General features: G+C 62.8%; 23 protein-coding genes. 17 read left to right on the top strand and 6 right to left on the bottom strand.

Features of this window, described 5'->3' with window-relative positions:
- Positions 1-25 precede the first annotated feature (25 nt).
- The 3 genes from NKI24_RS03335 to fabD are packed head-to-tail and all read right to left on the bottom strand — an operon-like array spanning position 26 to position 1,527.
- Positions 26-292: a type II toxin-antitoxin system RelE family toxin gene (locus NKI24_RS03335; protein ID WP_352467165.1), complete on the bottom strand. Its 267-nt coding sequence runs from the start codon at positions 290-292 to the stop codon at positions 26-28.
- Positions 276-497, bottom strand: a complete 222-nt coding sequence (gene relB / locus NKI24_RS03330) for a type II toxin-antitoxin system RelB family antitoxin (protein WP_352467166.1) — start codon at positions 495-497, stop codon at positions 276-278. Before relB ends, NKI24_RS03335 begins: the two co-directional genes overlap by 17 nt.
- Positions 498-549: 52 nt before the next feature.
- Positions 550-1,527 (bottom strand): ACP S-malonyltransferase, encoded by a 978-nt coding sequence (gene fabD / locus NKI24_RS03325; protein ID WP_352743329.1) that lies wholly within the window; start codon positions 1,525-1,527, stop codon positions 550-552.
- A gap of 247 nt (positions 1,528-1,774) precedes the next feature.
- Here fabD and NKI24_RS03320 point away from each other — a divergent pair, with 247 nt between their 5' ends.
- A complete protein-coding gene (locus NKI24_RS03320) occupies positions 1,775-3,700 on the top strand; it encodes an LTA synthase family protein (protein ID WP_023677707.1) in 1,926 nt (641 codons plus the stop codon).
- 31 nt (positions 3,701-3,731) lie between these two features.
- Here NKI24_RS03320 and NKI24_RS03315 read toward each other — a convergent pair whose 3' ends face one another.
- On the bottom strand, positions 3,732-5,276 hold the full coding sequence (locus tag NKI24_RS03315) for a pilus assembly protein TadG-related protein (protein ID WP_352453221.1): 1,545 nt from the start codon (positions 5,274-5,276) through the stop codon (positions 3,732-3,734).
- Between the two features lie 455 nt (positions 5,277-5,731).
- Here NKI24_RS03315 and rpsF point away from each other — a divergent pair, with 455 nt between their 5' ends.
- From rpsF to NKI24_RS03240, 15 genes are all read left to right on the top strand, one after another.
- On the top strand, positions 5,732-6,232 hold the full coding sequence (rpsF, locus tag NKI24_RS03310; RefSeq protein WP_352743326.1) for a 30S ribosomal protein S6: 501 nt from the start codon (positions 5,732-5,734) through the stop codon (positions 6,230-6,232).
- On the top strand, positions 6,232-6,480 hold the full coding sequence (rpsR, locus tag NKI24_RS03305; protein ID WP_006203718.1) for a 30S ribosomal protein S18: 249 nt from the start codon (positions 6,232-6,234) through the stop codon (positions 6,478-6,480). Before rpsF ends, rpsR begins: the two co-directional genes overlap by 1 nt.
- Before the next feature lie 213 nt (positions 6,481-6,693).
- The gene (gene rplI, locus NKI24_RS03300) at positions 6,694-7,278 is read left to right on the top strand and encodes a 50S ribosomal protein L9 (protein ID WP_254820243.1); all 585 of its coding nucleotides are present in this window, start codon (positions 6,694-6,696) and stop codon (positions 7,276-7,278) included.
- Positions 7,279-7,431: 153 nt separating this feature from the next.
- Positions 7,432-8,721 carry a cyclopropane fatty acid synthase gene (locus NKI24_RS03295; RefSeq protein WP_352569676.1) on the top strand — a complete coding sequence of 430 codons (1,290 nt, stop codon included), beginning with the start codon at positions 7,432-7,434 and terminating at the stop codon, positions 8,719-8,721.
- An 81-nt stretch (positions 8,722-8,802) separates the two neighbouring features.
- Positions 8,803-9,126, top strand: a complete 324-nt coding sequence (locus NKI24_RS03290; RefSeq protein ID WP_352698635.1) for a YnfA family protein — start codon at positions 8,803-8,805, stop codon at positions 9,124-9,126.
- Positions 9,127-9,129: 3 nt separating this feature from the next.
- The gene (locus NKI24_RS03285) at positions 9,130-10,098 is read left to right on the top strand and encodes a small ribosomal subunit Rsm22 family protein (RefSeq protein ID WP_352743324.1); all 969 of its coding nucleotides are present in this window, start codon (positions 9,130-9,132) and stop codon (positions 10,096-10,098) included.
- 207 nt (positions 10,099-10,305) lie between these two features.
- The gene (locus NKI24_RS03280) at positions 10,306-11,796 is read left to right on the top strand and encodes a replicative DNA helicase (protein WP_023677714.1); all 1,491 of its coding nucleotides are present in this window, start codon (positions 10,306-10,308) and stop codon (positions 11,794-11,796) included.
- 21 nt (positions 11,797-11,817) lie between these two features.
- Positions 11,818-12,423 carry a hypothetical protein gene (locus NKI24_RS03275; protein WP_352453217.1) on the top strand — a complete coding sequence of 202 codons (606 nt, stop codon included), beginning with the start codon at positions 11,818-11,820 and terminating at the stop codon, positions 12,421-12,423.
- Positions 12,423-13,841 (top strand): DNA repair protein RadA, encoded by a 1,419-nt coding sequence (gene radA / locus NKI24_RS03270; RefSeq protein ID WP_352453216.1) that lies wholly within the window; start codon positions 12,423-12,425, stop codon positions 13,839-13,841. Before NKI24_RS03275 ends, radA begins: the two co-directional genes overlap by 1 nt.
- A gap of 47 nt (positions 13,842-13,888) precedes the next feature.
- Entirely contained in the window at positions 13,889-14,560 is a 672-nt protein-coding gene (locus NKI24_RS03265; protein WP_023677716.1) for a CvpA family protein, read from the top strand.
- 125 nt (positions 14,561-14,685) lie between these two features.
- The gene (gene purF, locus NKI24_RS03260; RefSeq protein WP_023677717.1) at positions 14,686-16,155 is read left to right on the top strand and encodes an amidophosphoribosyltransferase; all 1,470 of its coding nucleotides are present in this window, start codon (positions 14,686-14,688) and stop codon (positions 16,153-16,155) included.
- 14 nt (positions 16,156-16,169) lie between these two features.
- Positions 16,170-16,439: a hypothetical protein gene (locus NKI24_RS03255; RefSeq protein WP_352647443.1), complete on the top strand. Its 270-nt coding sequence runs from the start codon at positions 16,170-16,172 to the stop codon at positions 16,437-16,439.
- Positions 16,440-16,462: 23 nt separating this feature from the next.
- Complete coding sequence (locus tag NKI24_RS03250) at positions 16,463-17,209, top strand: SDR family NAD(P)-dependent oxidoreductase (protein WP_352453214.1); 747 nt, start codon at positions 16,463-16,465, stop codon at positions 17,207-17,209.
- A gap of 80 nt (positions 17,210-17,289) precedes the next feature.
- Positions 17,290-17,919, top strand: a complete 630-nt coding sequence (locus NKI24_RS03245) for a hypothetical protein (RefSeq protein WP_352743321.1) — start codon at positions 17,290-17,292, stop codon at positions 17,917-17,919.
- 130 nt (positions 17,920-18,049) lie between these two features.
- Entirely contained in the window at positions 18,050-18,271 is a 222-nt protein-coding gene (locus NKI24_RS03240) for a hypothetical protein (RefSeq protein WP_254820234.1), read from the top strand.
- A gap of 36 nt (positions 18,272-18,307) precedes the next feature.
- On the opposite strand, the gene NKI24_RS03235 is transcribed toward NKI24_RS03240, so the two are convergent.
- Positions 18,308-18,814, bottom strand: coding sequence for an OsmC family protein (locus tag NKI24_RS03235; protein ID WP_352743319.1), 507 nt, complete (start codon positions 18,812-18,814; stop codon positions 18,308-18,310).
- A 321-nt stretch (positions 18,815-19,135) separates the two neighbouring features.
- Between NKI24_RS03235 and NKI24_RS03230 the strand changes: the two genes are divergently transcribed.
- Positions 19,136-20,044 carry a DMT family transporter gene (locus NKI24_RS03230; protein ID WP_502899634.1) on the top strand — a complete coding sequence of 303 codons (909 nt, stop codon included), beginning with the start codon at positions 19,136-19,138 and terminating at the stop codon, positions 20,042-20,044.
- Between the two features lie 196 nt (positions 20,045-20,240).
- Here NKI24_RS03230 and NKI24_RS03225 read toward each other — a convergent pair whose 3' ends face one another.
- Positions 20,241-21,095: a LysR substrate-binding domain-containing protein gene (locus NKI24_RS03225; protein ID WP_352743317.1), complete on the bottom strand. Its 855-nt coding sequence runs from the start codon at positions 21,093-21,095 to the stop codon at positions 20,241-20,243.
- Positions 21,096-21,120: the final 25 nt, after the last annotated feature.

The following is a 21,120-nucleotide window of genomic DNA, read 5'->3' as shown; positions in this document are numbered from 1 at the left end:
CAATCATACGGGCCGGTGAGTTCGGCTATCTGTAAACGTCGCCGCGGTGGCCTATGGTTACCACCAGAATGACGAGCCGGTTATCCTGCACATCGCAAATGATGCGATAATCCCCGACGCGATATCTCCAAAAGGTTGCGAGCGGGCCCTTCAGCGGTTTGCCGAGTTCACGCGGGTTGTCGAGAACGGCAATGCGGTTTTCAATAAAATCACGGATACGGTGACGTGTCTGCGGATCCAGTTTTTCGACAAATTTTCGCGCCGAGCGGGCGTATTCAAGCGTCCAGGCCACGCCAGAAGTCCTCGGCTCTCATGACGTCTTCTTCACCACGCCTGATCCGCTCAACGACTTCGGCAGCCAAGTAGTAATCCTCCAAGTCCTCCAGACCACGTTCAATGAGCTCGCGCAGATAGTAGGCCTTGCTGCGACCAGTCTTGGCCGCGAGAAAATCCAGGCGCTGCTCGACTTCAGGAGAAAGGCGGATCGATGTGGGCATGCCGCACCTTGTTGCGATACATGTATTCATGTAGCGGCAAGCACAGATGAATTCAAGCTACGTGGTCACCCAAGGCGGCAACTGCCGTCTCGACCTCCGCCGCCGATCCGATGCTGCTGGTGGCAATGTCGCGGTTGATGCGGCGGGCCAGCCCCGACAGCACCTTGCCGGCGCCCACTTCGTAAAGCGTCGCAACGCCGTTGCTGCCGAACCACTCCACCGTTTCGCGCCAGCGCACGCGCCCGATCACCTGTTCGACGAGTCGGCGGGCGATCTCGTCGGGATCGCTCGTCGGGGTCACCGTAACATTGGAGACCAGCGGCACGACCGGCGCACTCTTCGTCACGGCGGCCAGCGCCTCCCGCATGATCTCGGCCGCAGGCTTCATCAATGCCGAATGGAAGGGCGCCGAGACCTGCAGCATCAGCGCCCGCTTGGCGCCCTTCTCCGTGCATAGCCTCGCCGCCAGTTCGACCGCTGGCCTGGCGCCGGAGATCACCAGCTGGCCGCCGCCATTGTCATTGGCGATCTGGCAAACCAAGGCTTGTGCAGGATCTTTGGCGGCGCCCTGGGCGGCCTCTGCGCAAGCGGCTTCGACGTCGGCCTGTTCCAGCCCGATGATCGCCGCCATGGCGCCCTCGCCGGCCGGCACAGCCGCCTGCATGGCATTGCCGCGGATGCGCAACAGCCGGGCGGCGTCGGCGACCGAAACGAAACCTGCGGCCGCAAGTGCCGAATATTCGCCGAGCGAGTGGCCGGCGACATAGGTGACCTTGCCGTTCAGGGAGAAGCCGCGCGCCTCCAGCGCCCGGATTGCGGCAAGCGACACCGCCATCAGCGCCGGCTGGGCGTTGGCGGTCAGCGTCAGCGTCTCTTCCGGGCCTTCCCAGATCAGCTTCGATAGGTTTTCGCCGAGCGCGTCGTCAACTTCCTCGAAGATCCGCCGCGATTCCACAAAGGTATCGGCGAGGTCCTTGCCCATGCCGACAGCCTGGCTGCCCTGCCCCGGAAAGGTGAATGCGATGGCCATCGGCGGCTCCCAGCTGCTGGTTCACGTTGCCTGTGACGCAAGGCGTGCGGCCAAGTCAAGTCCAACCTTGATCGCGTAATATCGGCCGAGTGCCTGTTTCGGCAGGCTTTTTGGCGATCACTCATGATGAAAACCGCTCACGATTTGTTTGCTGGCTCTTCTTATTTCCGCCACAGGCGCTAGGCTTTGCGTGACAGTTCGATGACAATCGAGTGACGCTTTTGTTGCGGGCCGGGGAACTATTGAAGTGGCAAAGACCAAGCAGAGCGCAGCCGAGGCGGCGCCCCAGTTTCTTGAAGGCGATCCCTCGACCGGCTATCTGCCGGCGCGCAAATGGCCTGTCATCCGCTATGGCCTTATCAGCTTGCTGGCTGCGGCCATCCTTGTGTTTGCCATCGAACTGATCGTGCGCGGCAACTTTGCCGGCACCATTGATTTCTTTCTGCAGCCTTTCAAACCCGGCTGGACCACGATCATCATTTTTGCGCTGATCCTCATCGGCCTCGACGCCGTGCTCGGCCGCAGTCATCAGAGCCTGATGATCGTCGCGCCGCTGACATTGTCGCTGGCGTTCGTCGGCCACCAGAAGTCGCTGTATCTCGGCGATCCGCTCTATCCGACCGATTTCCTCTATTCCCGGCAGATCGTGGCACTGATGCCGCTTCTGGTACGCGATCGCCCGGGAACCGCCATTGCCCTGGCGATCGGCATCGTCGGCGGACTGTCGCTGCTCGTCTACGGTTGGCGGCTGTGGCGCCGCCGCGTTCCGGCGCTCAGCCACAAGGGCCGCCTTGCCCGGCTGACGCTGACAGTACCGCTGATCGCCTTCTTCGTTTCCATCATGGACTATGCCACTTTCTCGTGGACGCGCGACCGGCTGCAGATCATCCCGATCATGTGGGACCAGAAGGAAAACTATGCCTCGAACGGTTTTGCGCTCGCCTTCGCGCTGAACGTCCCGATGGCGCATGTCTCGGCGCCGCCCGGCTATTCCGGCAAGGCGATCGAAGCGATCGGCAAACCGCAGGTGACGGCTTCGGTACCCGCCGAGAAGCCCGACATCATCGTCGTCATGAGCGAATCCTTCTGGGATCCGACCAAGCTGCCCGGCGTCACCATCACGCCCGACCCTATCCCCAATGTGCGGGCACTGCGCACGGGTTACATGTTCTCGCCCGAGTTCGGCGGCATGACGGCCAACATCGAGTTCGAGGCCCTGACCGGCTTTTCCAACGCCTTCCTGCCGGCGGGCAGCATTCCCTACCAGCAATATGTGCGGACACCGACTCCCTCGCTGGCGACCTTCCTGAAAAGTCAAGGCTACCGGGCGCGCGCTATCCATCCCGGCACTAACTGGTTCTGGAACCGGGGGGCCGTCTATGCCGATTTCGGCTTCAACGACTTCAAGTCCGAGGAGACGTTGCCGCCCATGCAGAAGCGCGGACCGCTCGCGTCGGACGCTGCGATGACCGACGAGATCATCCACGAAGCCGATACCAGCGCCGAGCCGGTCTTCTTTTTCGCCGTCAGCCTGCAGAACCACGGGCCGTATGAGCCGTATCGCTATAACAATCCGACCCACAAGGTGCAGGCGCCGATCAGCCAATGGGCGCGTGAATCGCTGTTGAGCTATGCCGAAGGCTCTTCCGACGCGGACCGCGGCCTCGAGCGGCTGATCGAATGGGCGAAGAAACGCGAGCGGCCGACCGTCATCGCGTTCTTCGGCGACCATCTGCCGCCGCTTGGGCCGGTCTACGTCGAGACCGGCTTCCTGAAGGACAATGTTGCGCCGCGCAAGGAGGCGGCCGACCAGATGCTGCTGCACCACCAGACGCCGCTGATCGTCTGGTCGAATCGCAGCGGCCCGGCCGAGGATCTAGGCGCCGTCAGCCCGTCCTTCCTGCCCTACCATATCCTGAAGACAGCCGGCATCAGCCATCCCTATTACACCGGCTTCCTCGGACAGTTGCGAGAGCGCTACCGCGTTATCGACCGCAATTTGCTTTTGGCACCGGGGGGCGACGCCACCCCCGATTGGTCGCGTCAGAAAGAGATCGATCCGGCAATCCGCGACTTCCGTCTGCTGCAATACGACATGATGTTCGGCAAGCGCCATGCCGCGCCCGATTTCTTCCCCGAAACCACAGGCAAAGTGGCTGCACACACGAGTTGAGCAGCGGCGGCGGGAGAGCGGCCGACGTCGTTCAGTTCGTCAAGTGCAGCTGCGAAATCGAGCTTCCGATTTTCAGGAAGACGCTTTCGAGCTGACTGACGTCGTTGGTCGGGTAATAATCCGACGGCGACGATGCGCAGGCCTCGTAGAGCTTGCGGTTGGCTGCGGTGTCGGCCTGCAGCAGCACTGTGAATATCTGCACGTCCTGCTTCTTCAATGTGTTGCATACATTGGTTGTCCAATCGTCGACATTGCGCGCAGCCGCGGTCTGGTCGCTGGATCCAAACCGACCCGAGGCCAGGAATCCGTAGGAGCCATAGTCCGACTTCTGTGGCGTATCCTTCGCGCCATAGACAACATTCTCGCCGTCGGTGAGCAGCAGCACCGTTTTGGTCGTGCCTGACGACCTGAACGGCGCGCCGTCGCTGTAAGGCGCTTCCGGCGAGAGCACCCGCATCCCCCATGACAAGCCTTCCGAAACATTGGTCCCCGAGCCGTTCCATTCGATCATCTCACCGACGGCCTTCCGCAATTTGTCGAAATCGTCGGTCAGCGGCACTATCGGCGTCGGACAGGCCCGGTTTGGGCCGATAGTCAGTGGGCCTCTCTTGTCGTTGATCAGCTTCATCGTCGAAACACTGTACTTCGCCATGTCGCTGGTGAGGCCGGGAAGCACGGTGACAACGGTATCGTCGAGATAGGAATTGTTGTAGCCGGTCGCTGAATTGCCGTAGGAGCTGGTTGGATTTTTAGCGTTACCTGGATCGTCCGGCGCGAAATAGGGTACGAACAGGGTGTCCGGTTTGTTTTGGTCGGGCGAAATGTCGGAAACATTGTTGGTTCCGGGCCGCGCTTCGACGCAGCCTCTCCATTCGACGCCCAATTGCTTGAACAGGTCCATATGGTTGACGCGCTTGCCGCCGACCAAGGGGAAATTGGCGCCATTGTTCGGCGATTTGCCGGCCATGTCGATCCAGGCCGGATCGTAGTCCTCGCCCTTGACGTTGACGGCGGTGACGAACGGCACCACCGCGACACGTACGCTGCGCGTCGGCGACTTCGCCGCTTCGAGCATATCGATCAGGGCCGTCGCCGCCGTCCGCAATGCACCGATGCGATCGTTGCTGGCCATCGACCCGGTATTGTCGAGCACCAGCACGACTTCGAGCTGATTGGTCGATTCGACGGCGCCGGCATCGACGGTGATGCGCTTGTCGTCGCCGAACAGGAAGGCGAAGTTCAAATTGACGTCCGCCATGGCGACAGCCTTTGTCTGGATGTAATTGAGGCCCCTTTCCACGGTAAGCGTCGCTTCGGCGTTCCTCAACTCGCTGTGGCCGGCGACATTGGTCTGGAAGTAGCGGTCGAAGACGTCCTTGCGCGAAGCCTCGATGTCGCCGAGATGCGAAGATGCAAGGTTCGCGGCATCGAGCGCGTTCTGCAAGCTGACCTTGGCCCTCATCAAGGTGGACACGTCCACGGCAAAGGCGACGGCGGTCAGAACCGCAGGCAGCCCGAACGCCAGCATCAGGGCAAAGTTGCCGCTCTTCGAACGGCAGAATTTGTCGAAAAGCATTTTTGTCCCCAAAACCGCCTTGCTGCCGACCTCGCGCAGACTGTTTGCTTTTGCATCGGCATGATGAACGACGGGTTGCCGCCACGCCCGCCGGTGCTGGAACTTCGCATGGTGGTTAAGGTCCGGTTTCAGGAAATCCGTAAGCCTTGCCATCGAGGCCCGTGGCGCTCTGGGACGGTAGGGCCGTTTGCCCAGTCGTTTGGCCTTGCTTTGCGGTCAAATTCCTGTATAGACGCCCGCAATCTGCCGGTCCTTGCTGGGGGCTGAACGGAGGGCCGGAGGTTTTTCGAAACCTTCGCGTGAAGCCAGAAGCGCTTCCGCCTCCCGTGTCTCCGCTCTCGACCGTCTCGTCATGCTCCTTTCTTCCCCGCCTTCGCAAGGATTGCGGGTCAGAGAAGTTGCAGAGGCTTTTGCCGCCGGGAACCGGGAGAGAAACGAAGAAAGGCACGAACACTATGGCTCTATACGAACATGTGTTTCTTGCCCGGCAGGACCTCTCGCAGCAGCAGGTCGATGCGCTTGTCGAACAGTACAAGGGCGTCATCACCGCGAATGGCGGGTCCGTCGGCCGGGTCGAGAACTGGGGACTGAAGTCCCTCACCTACCGGGTCAACAAGAACCGGAAGGCATATTATACACTCATGGACATCACCTGCCCGCCGGCCGCGCTCAATGAAATGGAGCGCCAGATGGGCCTGTCCGAGGACGTGCTGCGTTTCCTGACCATCAAGGTCGATTCGCATGAGGAAGGTCCGTCGGCAATGATGCAGAAGCGCGAAGAGCGCTCGGAACGCGGCGGCTTCGGCGACCGCGACCGTGGCGATCGTGGCCCGCGCTCATTCGGCGACCGCGATCGCGGTGACCGTGGTGATCGTCCGTCGCGCAGCTTCGGCGATGGCGGTGCCGATCGTGGCCCGCGCCGTCCGCGCGAAGGCTTTGAAGGAGCCGCAGAATAATGGTCGACATCAACCAGATCCCAACCCGGCGCCCCTTCCACCGTCGCCGCAAGACTTGCCCGTTCTCCGGCGCCAACGCGCCGAAGATCGACTACAAGGACGTGCGGCTTCTGCAGCGCTACATCTCCGAGCGCGGCAAGATCGTGCCATCGCGTATCACCGCCGTCAGCCAGAAGAAGCAGCGCGAACTCGCCAAGGCGATCAAGCGCGCCCGCTTCCTCGGCCTGCTGCCCTACGTGGTCCGCTAAAATCTACGCGGGCGGTTCGCCGCCCGCTTTTTCATCGGCCACGACGGGCGTAGGCGGATCGAACACCAAATCCCGGGTTGGATTTCGACAAGAGATCCTAACTGCCGCGACAGGCAGGACAGCGACACAGGCGGCGACGCCCCAGCTTCCTGACCTGTTCCAGACAACTCGGCGCCGATCCTGAGGATAGCGCCCAAGCGAAGGAACAAAACCATGGAAGTCATTCTTCTCGAACGCGTTTCCCGCCTCGGCCAGATGGGCGATACCGTCAAGGTCAAGGACGGGTTCGCCCGCAATTTCCTGCTGCCGCAAGGCAAGGCGCTGCGCGCCAACGAAGCTAACAAGAAGAAGTTCGAGGGACAGCGGGCCCAGCTCGAAGCCCGCAACCTGGAGCGCAAGTCCGAAGCCGCGCAGATTGCAGAAAAGCTCGACGGCAAGAGCTTCATCGCGGTGCGCTCGGCCGGCGAGACCGGCCAGCTTTATGGTTCGGTCTCGACGCGCGACATCGCCGAGCTGGTGACGGCGGAAGGTTTTTCGGTCAACCGCAACCAGATCCTGCTCAACCAGCCAATCAAGACCATCGGCGTCACCAATGTGGCGATCGCGCTGCACCCGGAAGTCGAGGTTACCATCACGCTCAACATTGCCCGCACGGCCGACGAAGCCGAGCGCCAGGCCAAGGGCGAAACACTGACCACCGCCGAAGCCATCTACGGCGAGGACATCAACGATAATGCGCGGCCGGAAAACTTCTTCGATCCGAATGCGGAGTTCGAAGGCGGCGAAGACAACGGCTGATCGTCATTCGTCGGCATTCGCCGGCTAATCGCTATTCTGGACCAATGCCCGGGCCTCGTACCCGGGCATTTTTATGCCAAATGGAACTTTTCGAACCCCTATATCTTGATGCAGAATAGGACAGCATGTCTGGCCGAGAGGGGACAATTGGTCATGAATATTCTGCTGAAGCGCGTTCTCGACCGCCTGGTCCGCATAGGCAATCTCAAGGTGACAGGGCCGCAAGGCTCGATGGTGACTTTCGGTGACGGCAGCGGCGAGCCGGTGCACATGCACATCAAGACAAGGCATGCCGAGCGCGCAATAACCTTCGATCCGATGCTGGCGGTGCCGGAAGCCTACATGGACGGTGAACTCGACATTCTCGAGGGCGGCGTGCTGGGGGTGATGCGGATTGCCTTCCAGAACATGGGCAGCGGCGGTATCGATGCCACCTGGTCGAAGGCGATCGAAGGTCTGCGCCACGCCTTCCGGCGCCTGCAGCAGATCAACACGGCGTCGCGGGCGCGCCGCAACGTGCAGCGCCATTACGATCTGTCGGGCGACCTCTACCGCCTCTTCCTCGATGAGGACATGCAATATTCCTGCGCCTATTTCGAGCAGCCGGACATGACGCTCGACGAGGCACAAGCGGCCAAGAAGCGCCATATCGCCGCCAAGCTCAGGCTGAAGGCCGGCCAGACGGTTCTTGATATCGGCTCCGGCTGGGGTGGGCTTGGGCTCTATCTAGCCAAGGCGTTCGACGTCGACGTGCAAGGCGTGACGCTGTCGACCGAGCAGCACGGCGTCGCCACCGACCGCGCCCATGCGCAAGGCCTGCAAAACCGGGTGCATTTCGACATCAAGGACTATCGCGAGCTCAATGAGCGTTTCGACCGCATCGTCTCCGTCGGCATGTTCGAGCATGTCGGGGTCAATCATTTCCGCACCTTCTTCGACAAGTCGGCGACGCTGCTGAAGCCGGACGGCGTCATGCTGCTGCACACGATCGGCCGCTCCGGCGTGCCGTGGGCAACCAGCGCCTTCATCCGCAAGTACATCTTCCCGGGCGGCTACATCCCGTCGCTATCCGAAGTGATGCCGGCCATCGAAAAATCGGGGCTCGTCGTCACCGATATCGAGGTTCTGCGGCTGCATTATGCCGAGACACTGAAGCATTGGGGCGAGCGCTTCGCGGCCAACCGCGACAAGGCCAAGGCGATTTATGACGAGCGCTTCTGCCGCATGTGGGAGTTCTATCTTGCCGCCTCGGAAGCTGCCTTCCGCTGGCAGGATCTGGTGATCTTCCAGATCCAGATTGCCAAGAAGAACGACACGCTGCCGATGACGCGCGACTACATGGCCAGTTGCGAGAAGGCGCTGGAGATGCGCGATCTTGGACGTCGCGAAAAGGCTCCGGTGGCCAAGCCCACTCGCCGCCGCAAGGTGGCGGATCCGGAGTAGACTGCCGGCATCACGCCATTGCCGCTTGCCATTGCCGGCCGGCACGCTGAAAAGGGTCCCGTCAAGGCAGGACCTTTTTTCATGACCTACCTCCTCTACGTCGCCGCCGCACTTGCCGAGATCGCCGGCTGCTTTTCGTTCTGGGCGTGGTGGCGGCTGGACAAGTCGCCGCTGTGGTTGGCGCCCGGTCTCGTCTCGCTGGTGCTATTTGCGTGGCTGCTGGCGCTGGTCGACGCCAGTGCGGCCGGTCGTGCCTATGCCGCCTATGGCGGCATCTACATTGCCGCCTCGCTGGTCTGGCTGTGGCTGGCGGAAAGCGTGCGCCCAGACCGCTGGGACCTTGCCGGTGCCGCGATCTGCATCGTTGGCGCCTCGGTCATCGTGCTCGCACCTCGGGCGGCGTAAGCGATGGAATTGCCCGTCCCGCTTAGACAAGGCGTCGACCGCCTTCTCGAACAGGTGCCGTTGCCGATGCTTAAGCAAGCGGCAAAGACGCTGTCGGACCGCTCCCGCGCAGAGTTGCGCGACGGTCGCCTGCACATGGCCGAAGACCTGGCGGTGAAGGCCTATCTGGCAACGCGGCTGCCGGCGACCTATGCCGCCATCCGCGCCAGCCTCGATGCGGTCAGCGAGGCACGGCCGGATTTTTTCCCAAAAACCCTGCTCGATGTCGGCGCCGGCCCTGGTACGGTGCTTTGGGCCACAATCGATCTCTGGCCCGATCTCGAACAGGCGGTGCTGCTCGAGGCCGGTGCCGCGGTGCGACGCGTCGGCGAGGCGCTTGCCGCCGAGGCGGTCACTGCCAGGACCGCCTGGCGGACCGGCGATGTCACTATCGACCTGGCCGAGCTGGAGCCGGCCGAGCTGGTGACCTCAGCCTATGTGCTGGACGAGATCGCGCCGGCATCGCTGGCAAAACTCGTCGACCGGCTCTGGCAGCTGACCGCCGACACGCTGCTGGTCGTAGAGCCAGGCACGCCGGCCGGCTGGCAGCGCATCCTTGCCGTGCGCCGACAGCTGATCGAGGCGCGCGCGCATGTGCTCGCGCCATGTCCGCATGAGGCGCCCTGCCCGCTCGTCGCTCCCGACTGGTGCCATTTCGCCCGTCGCGTCGCCCGCTCGCGCCTGCACCGGCTGGCCAAGGATGCCGAGGTGCCGTGGGAGGACGAGAAATTCATCTTTGTCGCGGCTTCCCGCCATCCGGCCGCTCCGCCTCGAGCGCGAGTGATCGCACCGCCGAAGTCGGGCTCCGGCAAGGTCTTGCTGAAGCTTTGCCAACAGAATGGGAATGCTGCCGAGCGACTGTTCACCAAGCGCGACGGCGAGACGTTCAAGACCGCGCGGCGACTGGACTGGGGTGATGCCTTGCCGGAATGACCGGCAGCTATTTTCCTGTTTTGTTCTCGCCTGAGAACGGCTAGGCTCGCCATCTTGATTCGAGTCAATCGAGATTCTTTCCACCGAAAGAACCTGGCTGTGAATCGCGGGCATCAAAGTTGGTTGGTTGGGGACTGATGCAGATAAGTCATCACCGACTTGTCTCGTTCTGATATCGAGAGACCGGGGATCAGGACCGGGGACATCATGGCAGAGGCAGCACGAAAATTCGGCGTGGCGGAAACACCGCTCTATCGCGAGGCGCCGAACAACATCGAGGCCGAGCAGGCGCTGCTCGGCGCCATACTGGTCAACAACGATGCCTTCTACCGCGTCTCCGACTTCCTGAAGCCCGGCCATTTCTACGAGCCGCTGCATAGAAAGATCTTCGAGGTCGCGGCCGAGCTGATCCGCATGGGCAAGATCGCGACGCCGATCACGCTGAAGACCTTCCTGCCGGCCGACGAGAAGGTCGGCGACATGACGGTGGCGCAATATGTCGTGCGGTTGGCGGTCGAGGCCGTCACCGTCGTCAACGCCACCGACTATGGCCGCGCCATCTACGATCTGGCGACGCGGCGCGCGCTAATCACTGTCGGCGAGGACATGGTGAACATCGCCTATGACGCGCCGGTCGACATGTCGCCTTCCGACCAGATCGAGGATGCCGAGCGGCGCCTGTTCGAATTGGCCGAAACCGGCCGCTACGATGGCGGCTTCGAGAGCTTCACCGATGCCGTCAAGACCGCCGTCGACATGGCCAATGCGGCTTATATGCGCGACGGGCATTTGTCGGGCGTTGCTACCGGCTTGCGCGATCTCGACCGCCGCATGGGCGGCCTGCAGTCGTCCGACCTGATCATCATTGCCGGCCGCCCCGGCATGGGCAAGACCTCGCTCGCCACCAATATCGCCTTCAACATCGCCGAGGCCTATGTCCCGGCGCAGCAGGCGGACGGCTCGTTCAAGGCGGCCAATGGCGGCGTCGTCGGCTTCTTTTCGCTCGAAATGTCATCCGAACAGCTGGCCACCCGCATTATTTCCGAACAGACGGAAATCCCGTCGTCGAAAATCCGGCGCGGCGAGATCAGCGAGATGGATTTCGAAAAGCTGGTCGCCTGCTCGCAGACAATGCAGAAAATCCCGCTGTTCATCGACCAGACCGGCGGCATTTCCATCGCTCAGCTGTCGGCCCGCGCGCGTCGCCTGAAGCGCCAGCGCGGCCTCGACGTCATCGTTATCGACTATATCCAGCTGATGCAGGGATCGAGCGCGAAATCCTCGCAAAACCGCGTCCAGGAAATCACCGAGATCACCACCGGCCTCAAGGCACTAGCCAAGGAGCTGGCGGTGCCGATCATCGCGCTGTCGCAGCTGTCGCGCCAGGTCGAGAGCCGCGACGACAAGCGCCCGCAGCTTTCGGATCTGCGCGAATCGGGCTCCATCGAGCAGGACGCCGACGTGGTGCTGTTCGTCTACCGCGAGGAATATTATCTGAAGAACCGCGAGCCGAAGCCGGGCACCGACGAATACATCAAATGGGAACACGAGATGAACGAGATGCGCGGCAAGGCCGAGGTCATCGTCGCCAAACAGCGCCACGGCCCAACGGGATCGGTCAGCCTCGCCTTCCAGGGCGAATTCACCCGCTTCTCGGACCTCGCCGAGGAGCATCATTTGCCGGACCGGTTCGAGTAGGCATTGTCGCGGAGCAGCCGATTGGACTTTAGCGATATCTACCAAAGGATAAAATTCGAAGAGTATGACATCTCCGAGGATGAACGCGCGCAACTCACTGAATATCTGAGATCTGCCGGGTCAATTTCTCGCACGGAATCGCACGCCGGTTTGCTGGTGTTCTGCTACTCAAGCGAACCGACGCCCGAGAACGTTGAATTGGTGAGGAAATTCCTTGCCAAGCATGTCGAAGACTATTCGCGAAGCGCGGCAGTGACCGGCCTCTATCGGATTTGGAAGCTGGGAACGACTCGCGACATCGATAATCTTCTGGGCCTTTTGGCACTTTGGTCAGGGGACTCTCGGCAGAGTACGTCTGTCGCTGCGATCGGGTGTGCATTCCTTCTCATGCATCGGCTTCAGGACCGCCGCCTCTCGTTAGCGCTCAGGCGATTGTTCGAAACGCTGCATGAAGCAGTCAGGCGAGACAATGATTTGGCGGTAAATTTGTTCATCTATGCATGTTGGTCGGCATACGACAATTGGGCTCAGAGCAACGGCCAGCGCCGCACTCATTTCGATACAGTCGAAAATGCTCTGCCGATTTACTGGGATCGTTCCAAATACCTCTTGGAACCAATAAACTGATGGCCAAATCCCGTATCCAGTTCATCTGCCAGAATTGCGGTTCGGTGCATCAGCGCTGGGCCGGCAAATGCGATGCCTGCGGCGAGTGGAACACGCTGGTCGAGGAAGGCACGTCAGGCGGCATAGGTTCCGGCCCGGCCAATACGCGCAATGCACGCAAGGGCCGCGCGGTGGTGCTGACCAGCCTCTCCGGCGACATCGAGGACGCGCCGCGCATCGTCTCCGGCATCGGCGAACTCGACCGCGCCACCGGCGGCGGCTTCGTGCGCGGCTCGGCGCTGCTGGTCGGCGGCGATCCCGGCATCGGCAAGTCGACGCTGCTCACCCAGGCCGCGGCCGCGCTGGCGGCAAAGGGCCACCGCATCGTCTATGTCTCGGGCGAAGAGGCGGTCGCGCAGATCAGGCTGCGCGCCCAGCGGCTCGGCGTCGCCGACACCCCGGTCGAGCTCGCCGCCGAAACCAATGTCGAGGACATCCTCGCCACCATCGCCGATGGCAAGCGGCCGGATCTGGTCATTCTCGATTCGATCCAGACGCTGTGGACCGATATGGCCGATTCGGCGCCCGGCACGGTGACCCAGGTGCGTGCCGCCGCCCAGGCGATGATCCGCTACGCAAAATCCACAGGGGCGGCGATCGTTCTGGTCGGCCACGTCACCAAGGAGGGCCAGATCGCCGGACCGCGCGTCGTCGAGCACATGGTCGACGCGGTGCTCTATTTCGAGGGCGAAGGCGGCCACCACTACCGCATCCTGCGCACGGTCAAGAATCGCTTCGGGCCAACCGATGAGATCGGCGTCTTCGAAATGTCGGACAAGGGCTTGCGGGAAGTCGCCAACCCGTCCGAGCTTTTCCTCGGTGAGCGCCATGCGAAGTCGCCGGGTGCCGCGGTTTTCGCCGGCATGGAAGGCACACGGCCGGTGCTGGTCGAGATCCAGGCGCTGGTGGCGCCATCGACGCTGGGCACACCGCGCCGCGCCGTCGTCGGCTGGGACGGTGCCCGGCTGTCGATGATCCTGGCGGTTCTGGAAGCCCATTGCGGCGTCCGCTTCGGCACGCACGACGTCTATCTCAACGTTGCCGGCGGCTACCGCATTTCGGAGCCGGCGGCCGACCTGGCAGTGGCGGCGGCACTGGTTTCCTCGCTCACCGGTCTTGCCCTTCCCGCCGATTGCGTCTATTTCGGCGAAATCAGCCTTTCGGGTGCGGTGAGGCCGGTTGCGCATGCGCAGCAGCGCCTCAAGGAAGCCGAAAAGCTGGGTTTCGGACGCGCGGTTCTGCCCTTGGGCAGCGAGGAACTTGTTGGCGGCAATGGGGTCGGGGGGATCGGAGCCGGCGCTTTCCAGCCCACCGAGCTTGCCGATCTCGTGGCGCGCATAGCCGGCTCTCGGCGCAGCCGCGCCGACGAGCAAGAGTGATGCGGCTCGTCGGGCCGTGAAAAAGAGAGCGGAGTGGGGCGAAAAACATGCCGATTACGCTGCTTGACGGAATTCTCGTCGGCTTCACCCTGGTCTCGGCGATGCTCGCTATGGTTCGCGGCTTTTCGCGCGAGATCCTGTCGATCATCTCCTGGGCAGCCGCCGCGGCCGCCGCCTTCTTCTTCTACAAGCCGGTGCTGCCTTACATTCAGCCCTATGTCGACAACGAAAAGGCCGCCATGGCGGCGGCCGCCGGTATCGTCTTCATTGTCGCGCTGATCGTCGTTTCGGTCATCACCATGAAGCTCGCCGACTGGATCATCGATTCCAGGATCGGCGCGCTCGATCGTACACTTGGCTTCCTCTATGGCGCGGCGCGCGGCATCCTGGTCGTCGCTGTCGCGCTGCTTTTCTTCAATTGGCTGGCCGGCGCCAAGGCTCCAGGCTGGATTGCCAATGCCAAGTCAAAGCCGTTGCTCGAATCGATCGGCGCCAAGCTCGAAAGCCTGCTGCCCGAGGATCCGGAAAACGCCATCCTCAACAAGCTCAATCCGAATCAGCCGGCCACCGAGACGCCTCTGGCCCCCGACGCGCCTGCAGCGGAAGCCCCTGCCGCCGGCGACGACGCCACTGCTCCGGCACCCGACGACAGCGATGCGCCGCCGGCCGACAATGCGCCCGCGACGCCGGCACCTGCAAACCCGGCGCCGGCAAACTGATTTCGACAGACTTGCGAGGCTCAAGACTGTCGATCATGTGAACGCCGCACGACGTGCGTTGCTTTCGATGCGCTATGACCTTATATGGCGACTTTAGCGGAGCTTGAGCCCCAATGGCAGCCTCAGTGGCAGACGCAGACGACGTGCTTTCCGCCGAAGCCGACGACCATTTCCACGACGAGTGCGGCGTGTTCGGCATTTTCGGCCGGCAGGACGCCGCAGCCATCGTAACGCTCGGTCTGCATGCGTTGCAGCATCGAGGCCAGGAAGCGGCCGGCATCGTTTCCTATGACGGCACCCAATTCCATGTCGAACGCCATGTCGGCCTGATCGGCGACACCTTTACTAAGCAGCGTGTCATCGACAGCCTGCAAGGCAACCGTGCCATCGGCCACACACGCTATGCTACCACCGGCGGCGCCGGTCTGCGCAATATCCAGCCTTTCTTCGCCGAACTTGCCGATGGCGGCTTTGCCGTCGCCCATAACGGCAATCTCACCAACGCCATGACCGTTCAGCGCGCCCTGCAGAAGCAAGGCGCCATCTTCTCTTCCACCTCCGATACCGAAACGCTCCTGCACCTGGTTGCCACCAGCAAGGAGCGCGACCTGAATTCGCGCTTCATCGATGCGGTGCGCCAAGTCGAAGGCGCCTTCTCGCTGGTGGCGATGACGTCCAAGAAGATGATCGGGTGCCGCGACCCGCTCGGCATCCGCCCGCTGGTGCTCGGCGATCTCGACGGCGCCTGGATTCTCGCCTCCGAGACCTGCGCGCTCGATATTATCGGTGCGCGTTTCGTGCGCGACCTGAAGCCCGGCGAAATGGTCGTCGTCACCAGCAAGGGCATCGAAAGCCTGTTCCCGTTCGAGCCGCAGAAGACCCGCTTCTGCATCTTCGAATATGTCTATTTCGCGCGGCCGGATTCGTCGGTCGAAGGCCGCAACGTCTATGAAGTGCGCAAGCGCATCGGCGCCGAGCTGGCGCAGGAAAGTCCGGTCGAGGCCGACATCGTCGTGCCGGTGCCGGATTCGGGCACGCCGGCGGCGATCGGCTTTTCGCAGGCCGCGGGCATTCCGTTCGAGCTCGGCATCATCCGCAATCACTATGTTGGCCGCACCTTCATCCAGCCCGGCGATTCGATCCGCCACATGGGTGTCAAGCTCAAGCACAACGCCAACCGCCGCATGATCGAAGGTAAGCGCGTGGTGCTGGTGGACGATTCGATCGTGCGCGGCACCACCAGCCAGAAGATCGTCCAGATGGTGCGCGATGCCGGCGCCAAGGAAGTGCATATGCGCATCGCTTCGCCGCCGACGCGCGCCTCCTGCTTTTACGGCGTCGACACACCGGAAAAGTCGAAGCTGCTGGCGTCGCGCATGTCGGTGGAGGAGATGGCCGAGTTCATCCGCGTCGATTCGCTCGGCTTCCTGTCGATCGACGGGCTCTACCGCGCCGTCGGCGAGGCCGGCCGCGACAACGAGCAGCCGCAATTCTGCGACGCCTGCTTCACCGGCCAGTATCCGACCCGGCTTGCCGACTTCGAAGGCTCCGACAATGTGCGCACGCTGTCGCTACTGGCGGCGGGCGGGTCTTAGCAGACGCTGCTTCAATGCTGAAGCTGTTCTGGCTGGATTTTGAAGCAGGACGCCGCCACGGTTTTCCGATGGGCGTCGGCATCACCGCAGAAGACGAAACGGATGCGGTAGATCTCGCCAAAACACGGTTGTTTGCCAGCGGAAAATTTCCAACCGCCTACAGGATCAAGATCATCCCCGATCTGGACACCCTGGACCAGAACCATGTCAGGCCGAATATCGGCCATTACCTGCGTCGGGGAATCTGGTTTCCGACCGGTTATGATAGTAGCTGGTCTCCGTAACCTTTGATCTTCAGAGTGACCTCATGATTTCTGCCCTTGACCTCTCCGGCCGTGTTGCGGTCGTCACCGGCGCCTCGCGCGGCATCGGCTATTCCATCGCCAGGGAGCTTGCCGCGGCCGGTGCGCATGTGATTGCGGTTGCTCGCACCGTCGGCGGGTTGGAAGAACTCGACGACCAGATCAAGGCAGGTGGCGGACAGGCGACGCTGGTACCGCTCGATCTTGCCGACATGGCGGGGATCGACCGGCTGGGCGGCGCCATCCACGAGCGCTGGGGCAAGCTCGACATACTGGTCGCCAACGCCGCTGTGCTCGGCGTCATCGCCCCGATCGGCCATGTCGAGGCCAAGACCTTCGAGAAGGTGATGACCATCAACGTCACCGCAACATGGCGGCTGATCCGCTCGGTCGACCCGCTGCTCAGGCTTTCCGATGCCGGCCGTGCTATCGTGCTGAGCTCCAGCCTTGCCCACTCCGCACGCGCCTTCTGGGCGCCTTATGCGGCGTCGAAGGCGGCGGTCGAGGCCATGACGCGTTCATGGGCGCATGAGACCGAAAACCTGCCGCTCAGGGTCAATGCCGCCGATCCCGGGGCAACGCGCACCGCGATGCGGGCGCAGGCCGTACCCGGCGAGGATCCTGAAACACTGCCGCACCCTTCGGAGATCGCCAAGCGTATCGTGCCGCTGGCCAGCCCTACGCTCAAGGAGACCGGGCTGATCTTCCAGGCCAAGCACAATCGCTTTGTCGCCTACCGGCAGCCGGAGTAGCCACACATCGCATTTTGCCGGAAGAATTGCACCGGCACCAACGTTGTTCGGGTGCCACAATTCGAGAAACGGAGGACCATATGCGGAGACTGCTTCTCTTGACTGCCGCCGCGCTGCTTGCAGTGATCGGCGCCGCGTCGTCGCAGGAGGCAACGATGAGCTTTTTCGTCACCAGCGTCGGCTCCGGCAAAGGCGCCGATCTCGGCGGTCTCGCCGGCGCCGACGTCCATTGTAGTTCACTGGCCGAAGCCGCGGGCGTTACCGGCAAGACATGGCGCGCCTATCTCTCGACCAGCGATACCGATGCACGCGACCGTATCGGCAAAGGCCCGTGGTTCAACGCCAAGGGCGTCAAGATCGCCGATGATGTCGCTTCCCTGCATAGCGATGCCAACGCCATCACCAAACAGACGGCACTCGACGAAAAGGGCCAAATGGTCAACGGCCGCGGCGACACGCCCAACCGGCACGACGTGTTGACCGGCTCCAAGCCGGACGGCACGAAAATAGCCGACCAGACCTGCGGCGACTGGACGCTGAGCGGAGCAGAAGGTGTGGCGATGATGGGTCATCACGATCGTACCGGCCTCGATGATTCGGCAGCCGCCAAATCGTGGAATTCCTCGCATGCGTCACGCGGTGGCTGCAGCCAGGAAGCGCTGAAGGGCACCGGCGGCGACGGCCTGTTCTATTGTTTTGCGGTGAACTGAACCAAAACGACCCGACGTCACGTGGCTGTGATGCCGTGGCTTAACGCCGCGCTTTGGCCCAGCTTTCGCCGCTGGGCCGGAGTTGCTAGGATCGTGCGACTCCCAAAACAAGCAGAGCGAGGAAATACTCATGGCGGCACCGAGCGTAGCGTTAGTCTGGTATCTGGTGATCGCCGGCCCGCAAGGCGGCATGGTCGTGCTGCCCAGCACATTCGACACCCGCGAACAGTGCGCCTTCGCCATAACCGAATACCAGAAGCAACCGACGCCGGCCGGCTGGTCGGTGCAGTGCGTGCCGAGCGCCTCGCCCTTCGCCGACGAGGGCGACGCCGAGGAGCCGTCGGCGCAGTAGGGACAGCGTGATCTCCCCCCTCAAGGGGGGAGATCGTCAGCGTCGCGCGCTTACCGTCAGCTCCGGCTTCTGGCTGATGGTCTGGAACACGACGCAGTAGCGCTCGGTCAGCTTGAGCAGCGCATCGATGCGCTCCTGCGGCTCGTCGGTGTCGAGGCCAAATGTCAGCCGGATGGCGTGGAAGCCAACCGGCGCATCCTTTGCCACGCCAAGCGTGCCGCGAAAGTCTAGGTCGCCTTCGGCCTCCACCGTGGCGGCCCCAAGCTTGAATTCCAGCGCCGTGGCCACCGCCTTCAGCGTGACGCCGGCGCAAGCCACCAGTGCCTCCAGCAGCATGTCGCCGGAGCAGAGTTCGAGCCCGGTGCCGCCGGTCGCCGGATGCAGCCCGGCAATGGCGATCGCCCTGCCTGTCTCGACCTTGCAGGCGATCGATTGGTCGTCGATCGAGCCTTTGGCGCGGAGAGTAATCAGCGCGCGCGAGGCGTCGTCGCGATAGGCCACCTTCAGCGGCGCCTGCATGGCTTTCAATGCGATCGCGTCCATTTCGTTTCTCTCCCATAGTTGCCTGGCTTCGCCGCCTAACGGCGATGCCGTCTGCCCAAACGCAAGTCTCCACTGGCGTAGCGCTTGGCAGGGTTTCGCCCGTATAGCCTGACGATACGGGGAGCATCCAACGCCTTCACACCGTCTCTCGCAACACATTCGTAAGGCCGCCGGACATATGGCCGACATCGCCATCGTGGAAACCCGCGAACGGGTTCTTGCCGGAATCCTGTTCACCGGGGCTGCCTACCTGCTGTTTTCGATGCAGGACGCCTCAAGCTGACACTATGGTGTCAGGAAGGGGCAGCGTAGGCTGGTGAGATGACGGGATCGCTGGACATGCCATGCACAGTGGAAAGCGCCCGCGAGCGTACCCTCGGCATCATCCTGGTCTCGGCATCGGCGGCCGTCTTCGGCCTCACCGGCGTGCTGACCAAATCGATCCATGCCGACCCGCTGACCATTACCTGCTGGCGCGGCTTCGTCGGCTCGATCCTGATCAGCCTCTATGTCCTATGGCGCCGCCAGCGCTCCGGCGGTCGCGACAGCTTGCGGCTCGGCTGGCGAGGCTGGCTGCTGGCGATCGAGGGCGCGCTCGCGAGCATCGCCTTTATCTCGGCGTTCAAGTTCACCTTTGTCGCCAATGTCGCGATCATCTATGCCACGGCCCCGTTCGTCACCGCGCTGCTGGCCCTCCTGTTGGTCCGCGAGCCGTTCCGGCTGCAGACGCTTGCCGCCGCTGCTGTGTCACTATGCGGTGTGGCAATCATGGTCTGGTCCGGCTTCGGCACCGGCCATTTGTTCGGCGACGGGCTGGCGCTGCTGATGACGATCGGCAGCGCGCTCTACATGATCATGGTGCGCGCCTTCCGCGACACGCCGGTGGTGTGGGCGGGTGCGGTGTCGGCATTCCTTCTGTTCGTGCTCGGCTGGTTCGTCGCCGATCCGCTGGCTGTCTCGGCCAGGGACGCTGTGCTTCTAGCCACCTTCGGCGCCTCGTTCGCGCTGGCTTCGATCCTGTGGACGGAGGGCACCCGGCTTATTCCGGCGGCCGAGTCCGGATTGCTGGGTTCAGCTGAAGTGCCATTCGCGATCCTGTTTGCCTTCCTGTTCCTGGCGGAGATCCCGCCGGCAGCCAGCATGGTCGGTGGCGCCATCGTGCTTTGCGCGGTGTTCGCTCACGCCGGCCGCGACTGGCTGATGGCCAGGCAGCGCGCAGCGGATGCATGACCAATCCTCGCCGCGTCCGAGCGCGAGTTGGTGGTCCGATCACGAGAAATCCGGTCCTGAAAATTAATTTGAAAAGTCATGGAACCATCATAGGGCTCAGGCATTATGGCTGCGACGGGCCACCCCAAGTCCCCCCAAACCCCTCGGCCCGTCCTACTCAGAAGCCGACCGCAAGGTCGGCTTTTTCTTTGCTGGCTCAATTGACCAAGGCCAGGTTGCCGCTGAACAACGCGGCCAGATCCTGCGCCGGCCGGTCGGCATCCTCACGCAAGCGGACGGCGAATTCGGCGACCGGCACCGGTGGCAGATCAAGATCGCGCGGCGCCTCGACGATGCCGGAATGAGCGAAGCGCGCCGTCCTCAACGTCAAGGCGATGCCGGCGTGCACCGCCGTGCGCAGGCCGGCAAGGCTGGCACTGCCGGCAACAATGCGGTAGCGACGGCCGGCCGCATCGAGTGCACTGGTCGCCGCTTCGCGAAACCCGCAATGGGGATCGAGCAGCGCCAAGGGCAGTTCGTCGTGGCGGGTGGCCAGCCCGTTCTGTGAGCAAAGCCAGATCATTGGTTCCTTGAGCACACCGACCTCGTCCCGTGTCGGCACCTGCCGCATGGCAATGGCCAGATCAAGGGTGCCGGCCTGCAAAGCCTGCGCCAGTTCGGCGGAACGGCCGACGCGCAGTTCGATCCTGACGCGCGGATGGCTGACAGCAAAAGCCCTGAGAAGCTGCGGCAAGCCGCTGTCGGCGAAATCCTGCGTGGTGCCGATGGCGACGCGCCCGTCGGCGTGCGCGCCTTTGAGGGCCAGCCACGCCTCGCGGTGCGCGGCAAGGATGCGACGCGCGTGAACGATCAGATCCTCGCCTGCCGGCGTCAGGCCGCGCCCTCGCCCCTGCGGCACCAGCAGCGGTTCGCCGACAACATCCTCCAGCCGCTGCATCTGCGCGGTCACTGCGGACGGCGAGCGACCGACGATCGACGCGGCCCGCGCCAGGGAACCGCCATCGACGAAAGCGAGGAAAGTCTTGAGGAGGTCGGGATCGAACATCTGCACAATTCGATACTATCAAAGTGTTTAT

This window comes from Mesorhizobium sp. M0701, assembly GCF_040320365.1.
Lineage (GTDB): Bacteria > Pseudomonadota > Alphaproteobacteria > Rhizobiales > Rhizobiaceae > Mesorhizobium.
The sequence above is the reverse complement of the archived record's forward strand: the minus strand, read 5'-3'. Positions and strand labels throughout refer to the sequence as shown.

What these genes read in the sequence shown, in the direction of transcription:
- relB (WP_352467166.1), bottom strand. Translation starts at nt 497, where the DNA reads ATGCCCACATCGATCCGCCTTTCTCCTGAAGTCGAGCAGCGCCTGGAT.
- fabD (WP_352743329.1), bottom strand. Translation starts at nt 1,527, where the DNA reads ATGGCCATCGCATTCACCTTTCCGGGGCAGGGCAGCCAGGCTGTCGGC.
- NKI24_RS03315 (WP_352453221.1), bottom strand. Translation starts at nt 5,276, where the DNA reads ATGCTTTTCGACAAATTCTGCCGTTCGAAGAGCGGCAACTTTGCCCTG.
- rpsF (WP_352743326.1), top strand. Translation starts at nt 5,732, where the DNA reads ATGGCTCTATACGAACATGTGTTTCTTGCCCGGCAGGACCTCTCGCAG.
- rpsR (WP_006203718.1), top strand. Translation starts at nt 6,232, where the DNA reads ATGGTCGACATCAACCAGATCCCAACCCGGCGCCCCTTCCACCGTCGC.
- rplI (WP_254820243.1), top strand. Translation starts at nt 6,694, where the DNA reads ATGGAAGTCATTCTTCTCGAACGCGTTTCCCGCCTCGGCCAGATGGGC.
- NKI24_RS03295 (WP_352569676.1), top strand. Translation starts at nt 7,432, where the DNA reads ATGAATATTCTGCTGAAGCGCGTTCTCGACCGCCTGGTCCGCATAGGC.
- NKI24_RS03290 (WP_352698635.1), top strand. Translation starts at nt 8,803, where the DNA reads ATGACCTACCTCCTCTACGTCGCCGCCGCACTTGCCGAGATCGCCGGC.
- NKI24_RS03285 (WP_352743324.1), top strand. Translation starts at nt 9,130, where the DNA reads ATGGAATTGCCCGTCCCGCTTAGACAAGGCGTCGACCGCCTTCTCGAA.
- NKI24_RS03280 (WP_023677714.1), top strand. Translation starts at nt 10,306, where the DNA reads ATGGCAGAGGCAGCACGAAAATTCGGCGTGGCGGAAACACCGCTCTAT.
- radA (WP_352453216.1), top strand. Translation starts at nt 12,423, where the DNA reads ATGGCCAAATCCCGTATCCAGTTCATCTGCCAGAATTGCGGTTCGGTG.
- NKI24_RS03265 (WP_023677716.1), top strand. Translation starts at nt 13,889, where the DNA reads ATGCCGATTACGCTGCTTGACGGAATTCTCGTCGGCTTCACCCTGGTC.
- NKI24_RS03255 (WP_352647443.1), top strand. Translation starts at nt 16,170, where the DNA reads ATGCTGAAGCTGTTCTGGCTGGATTTTGAAGCAGGACGCCGCCACGGT.
- NKI24_RS03250 (WP_352453214.1), top strand. Translation starts at nt 16,463, where the DNA reads ATGATTTCTGCCCTTGACCTCTCCGGCCGTGTTGCGGTCGTCACCGGC.
- NKI24_RS03245 (WP_352743321.1), top strand. Translation starts at nt 17,290, where the DNA reads ATGCGGAGACTGCTTCTCTTGACTGCCGCCGCGCTGCTTGCAGTGATC.
- NKI24_RS03240 (WP_254820234.1), top strand. Translation starts at nt 18,050, where the DNA reads ATGGCGGCACCGAGCGTAGCGTTAGTCTGGTATCTGGTGATCGCCGGC.
- NKI24_RS03235 (WP_352743319.1), bottom strand. Translation starts at nt 18,814, where the DNA reads ATGGACGCGATCGCATTGAAAGCCATGCAGGCGCCGCTGAAGGTGGCC.
- NKI24_RS03230 (WP_502899634.1), top strand. Translation starts at nt 19,136, where the DNA reads ATGACGGGATCGCTGGACATGCCATGCACAGTGGAAAGCGCCCGCGAG.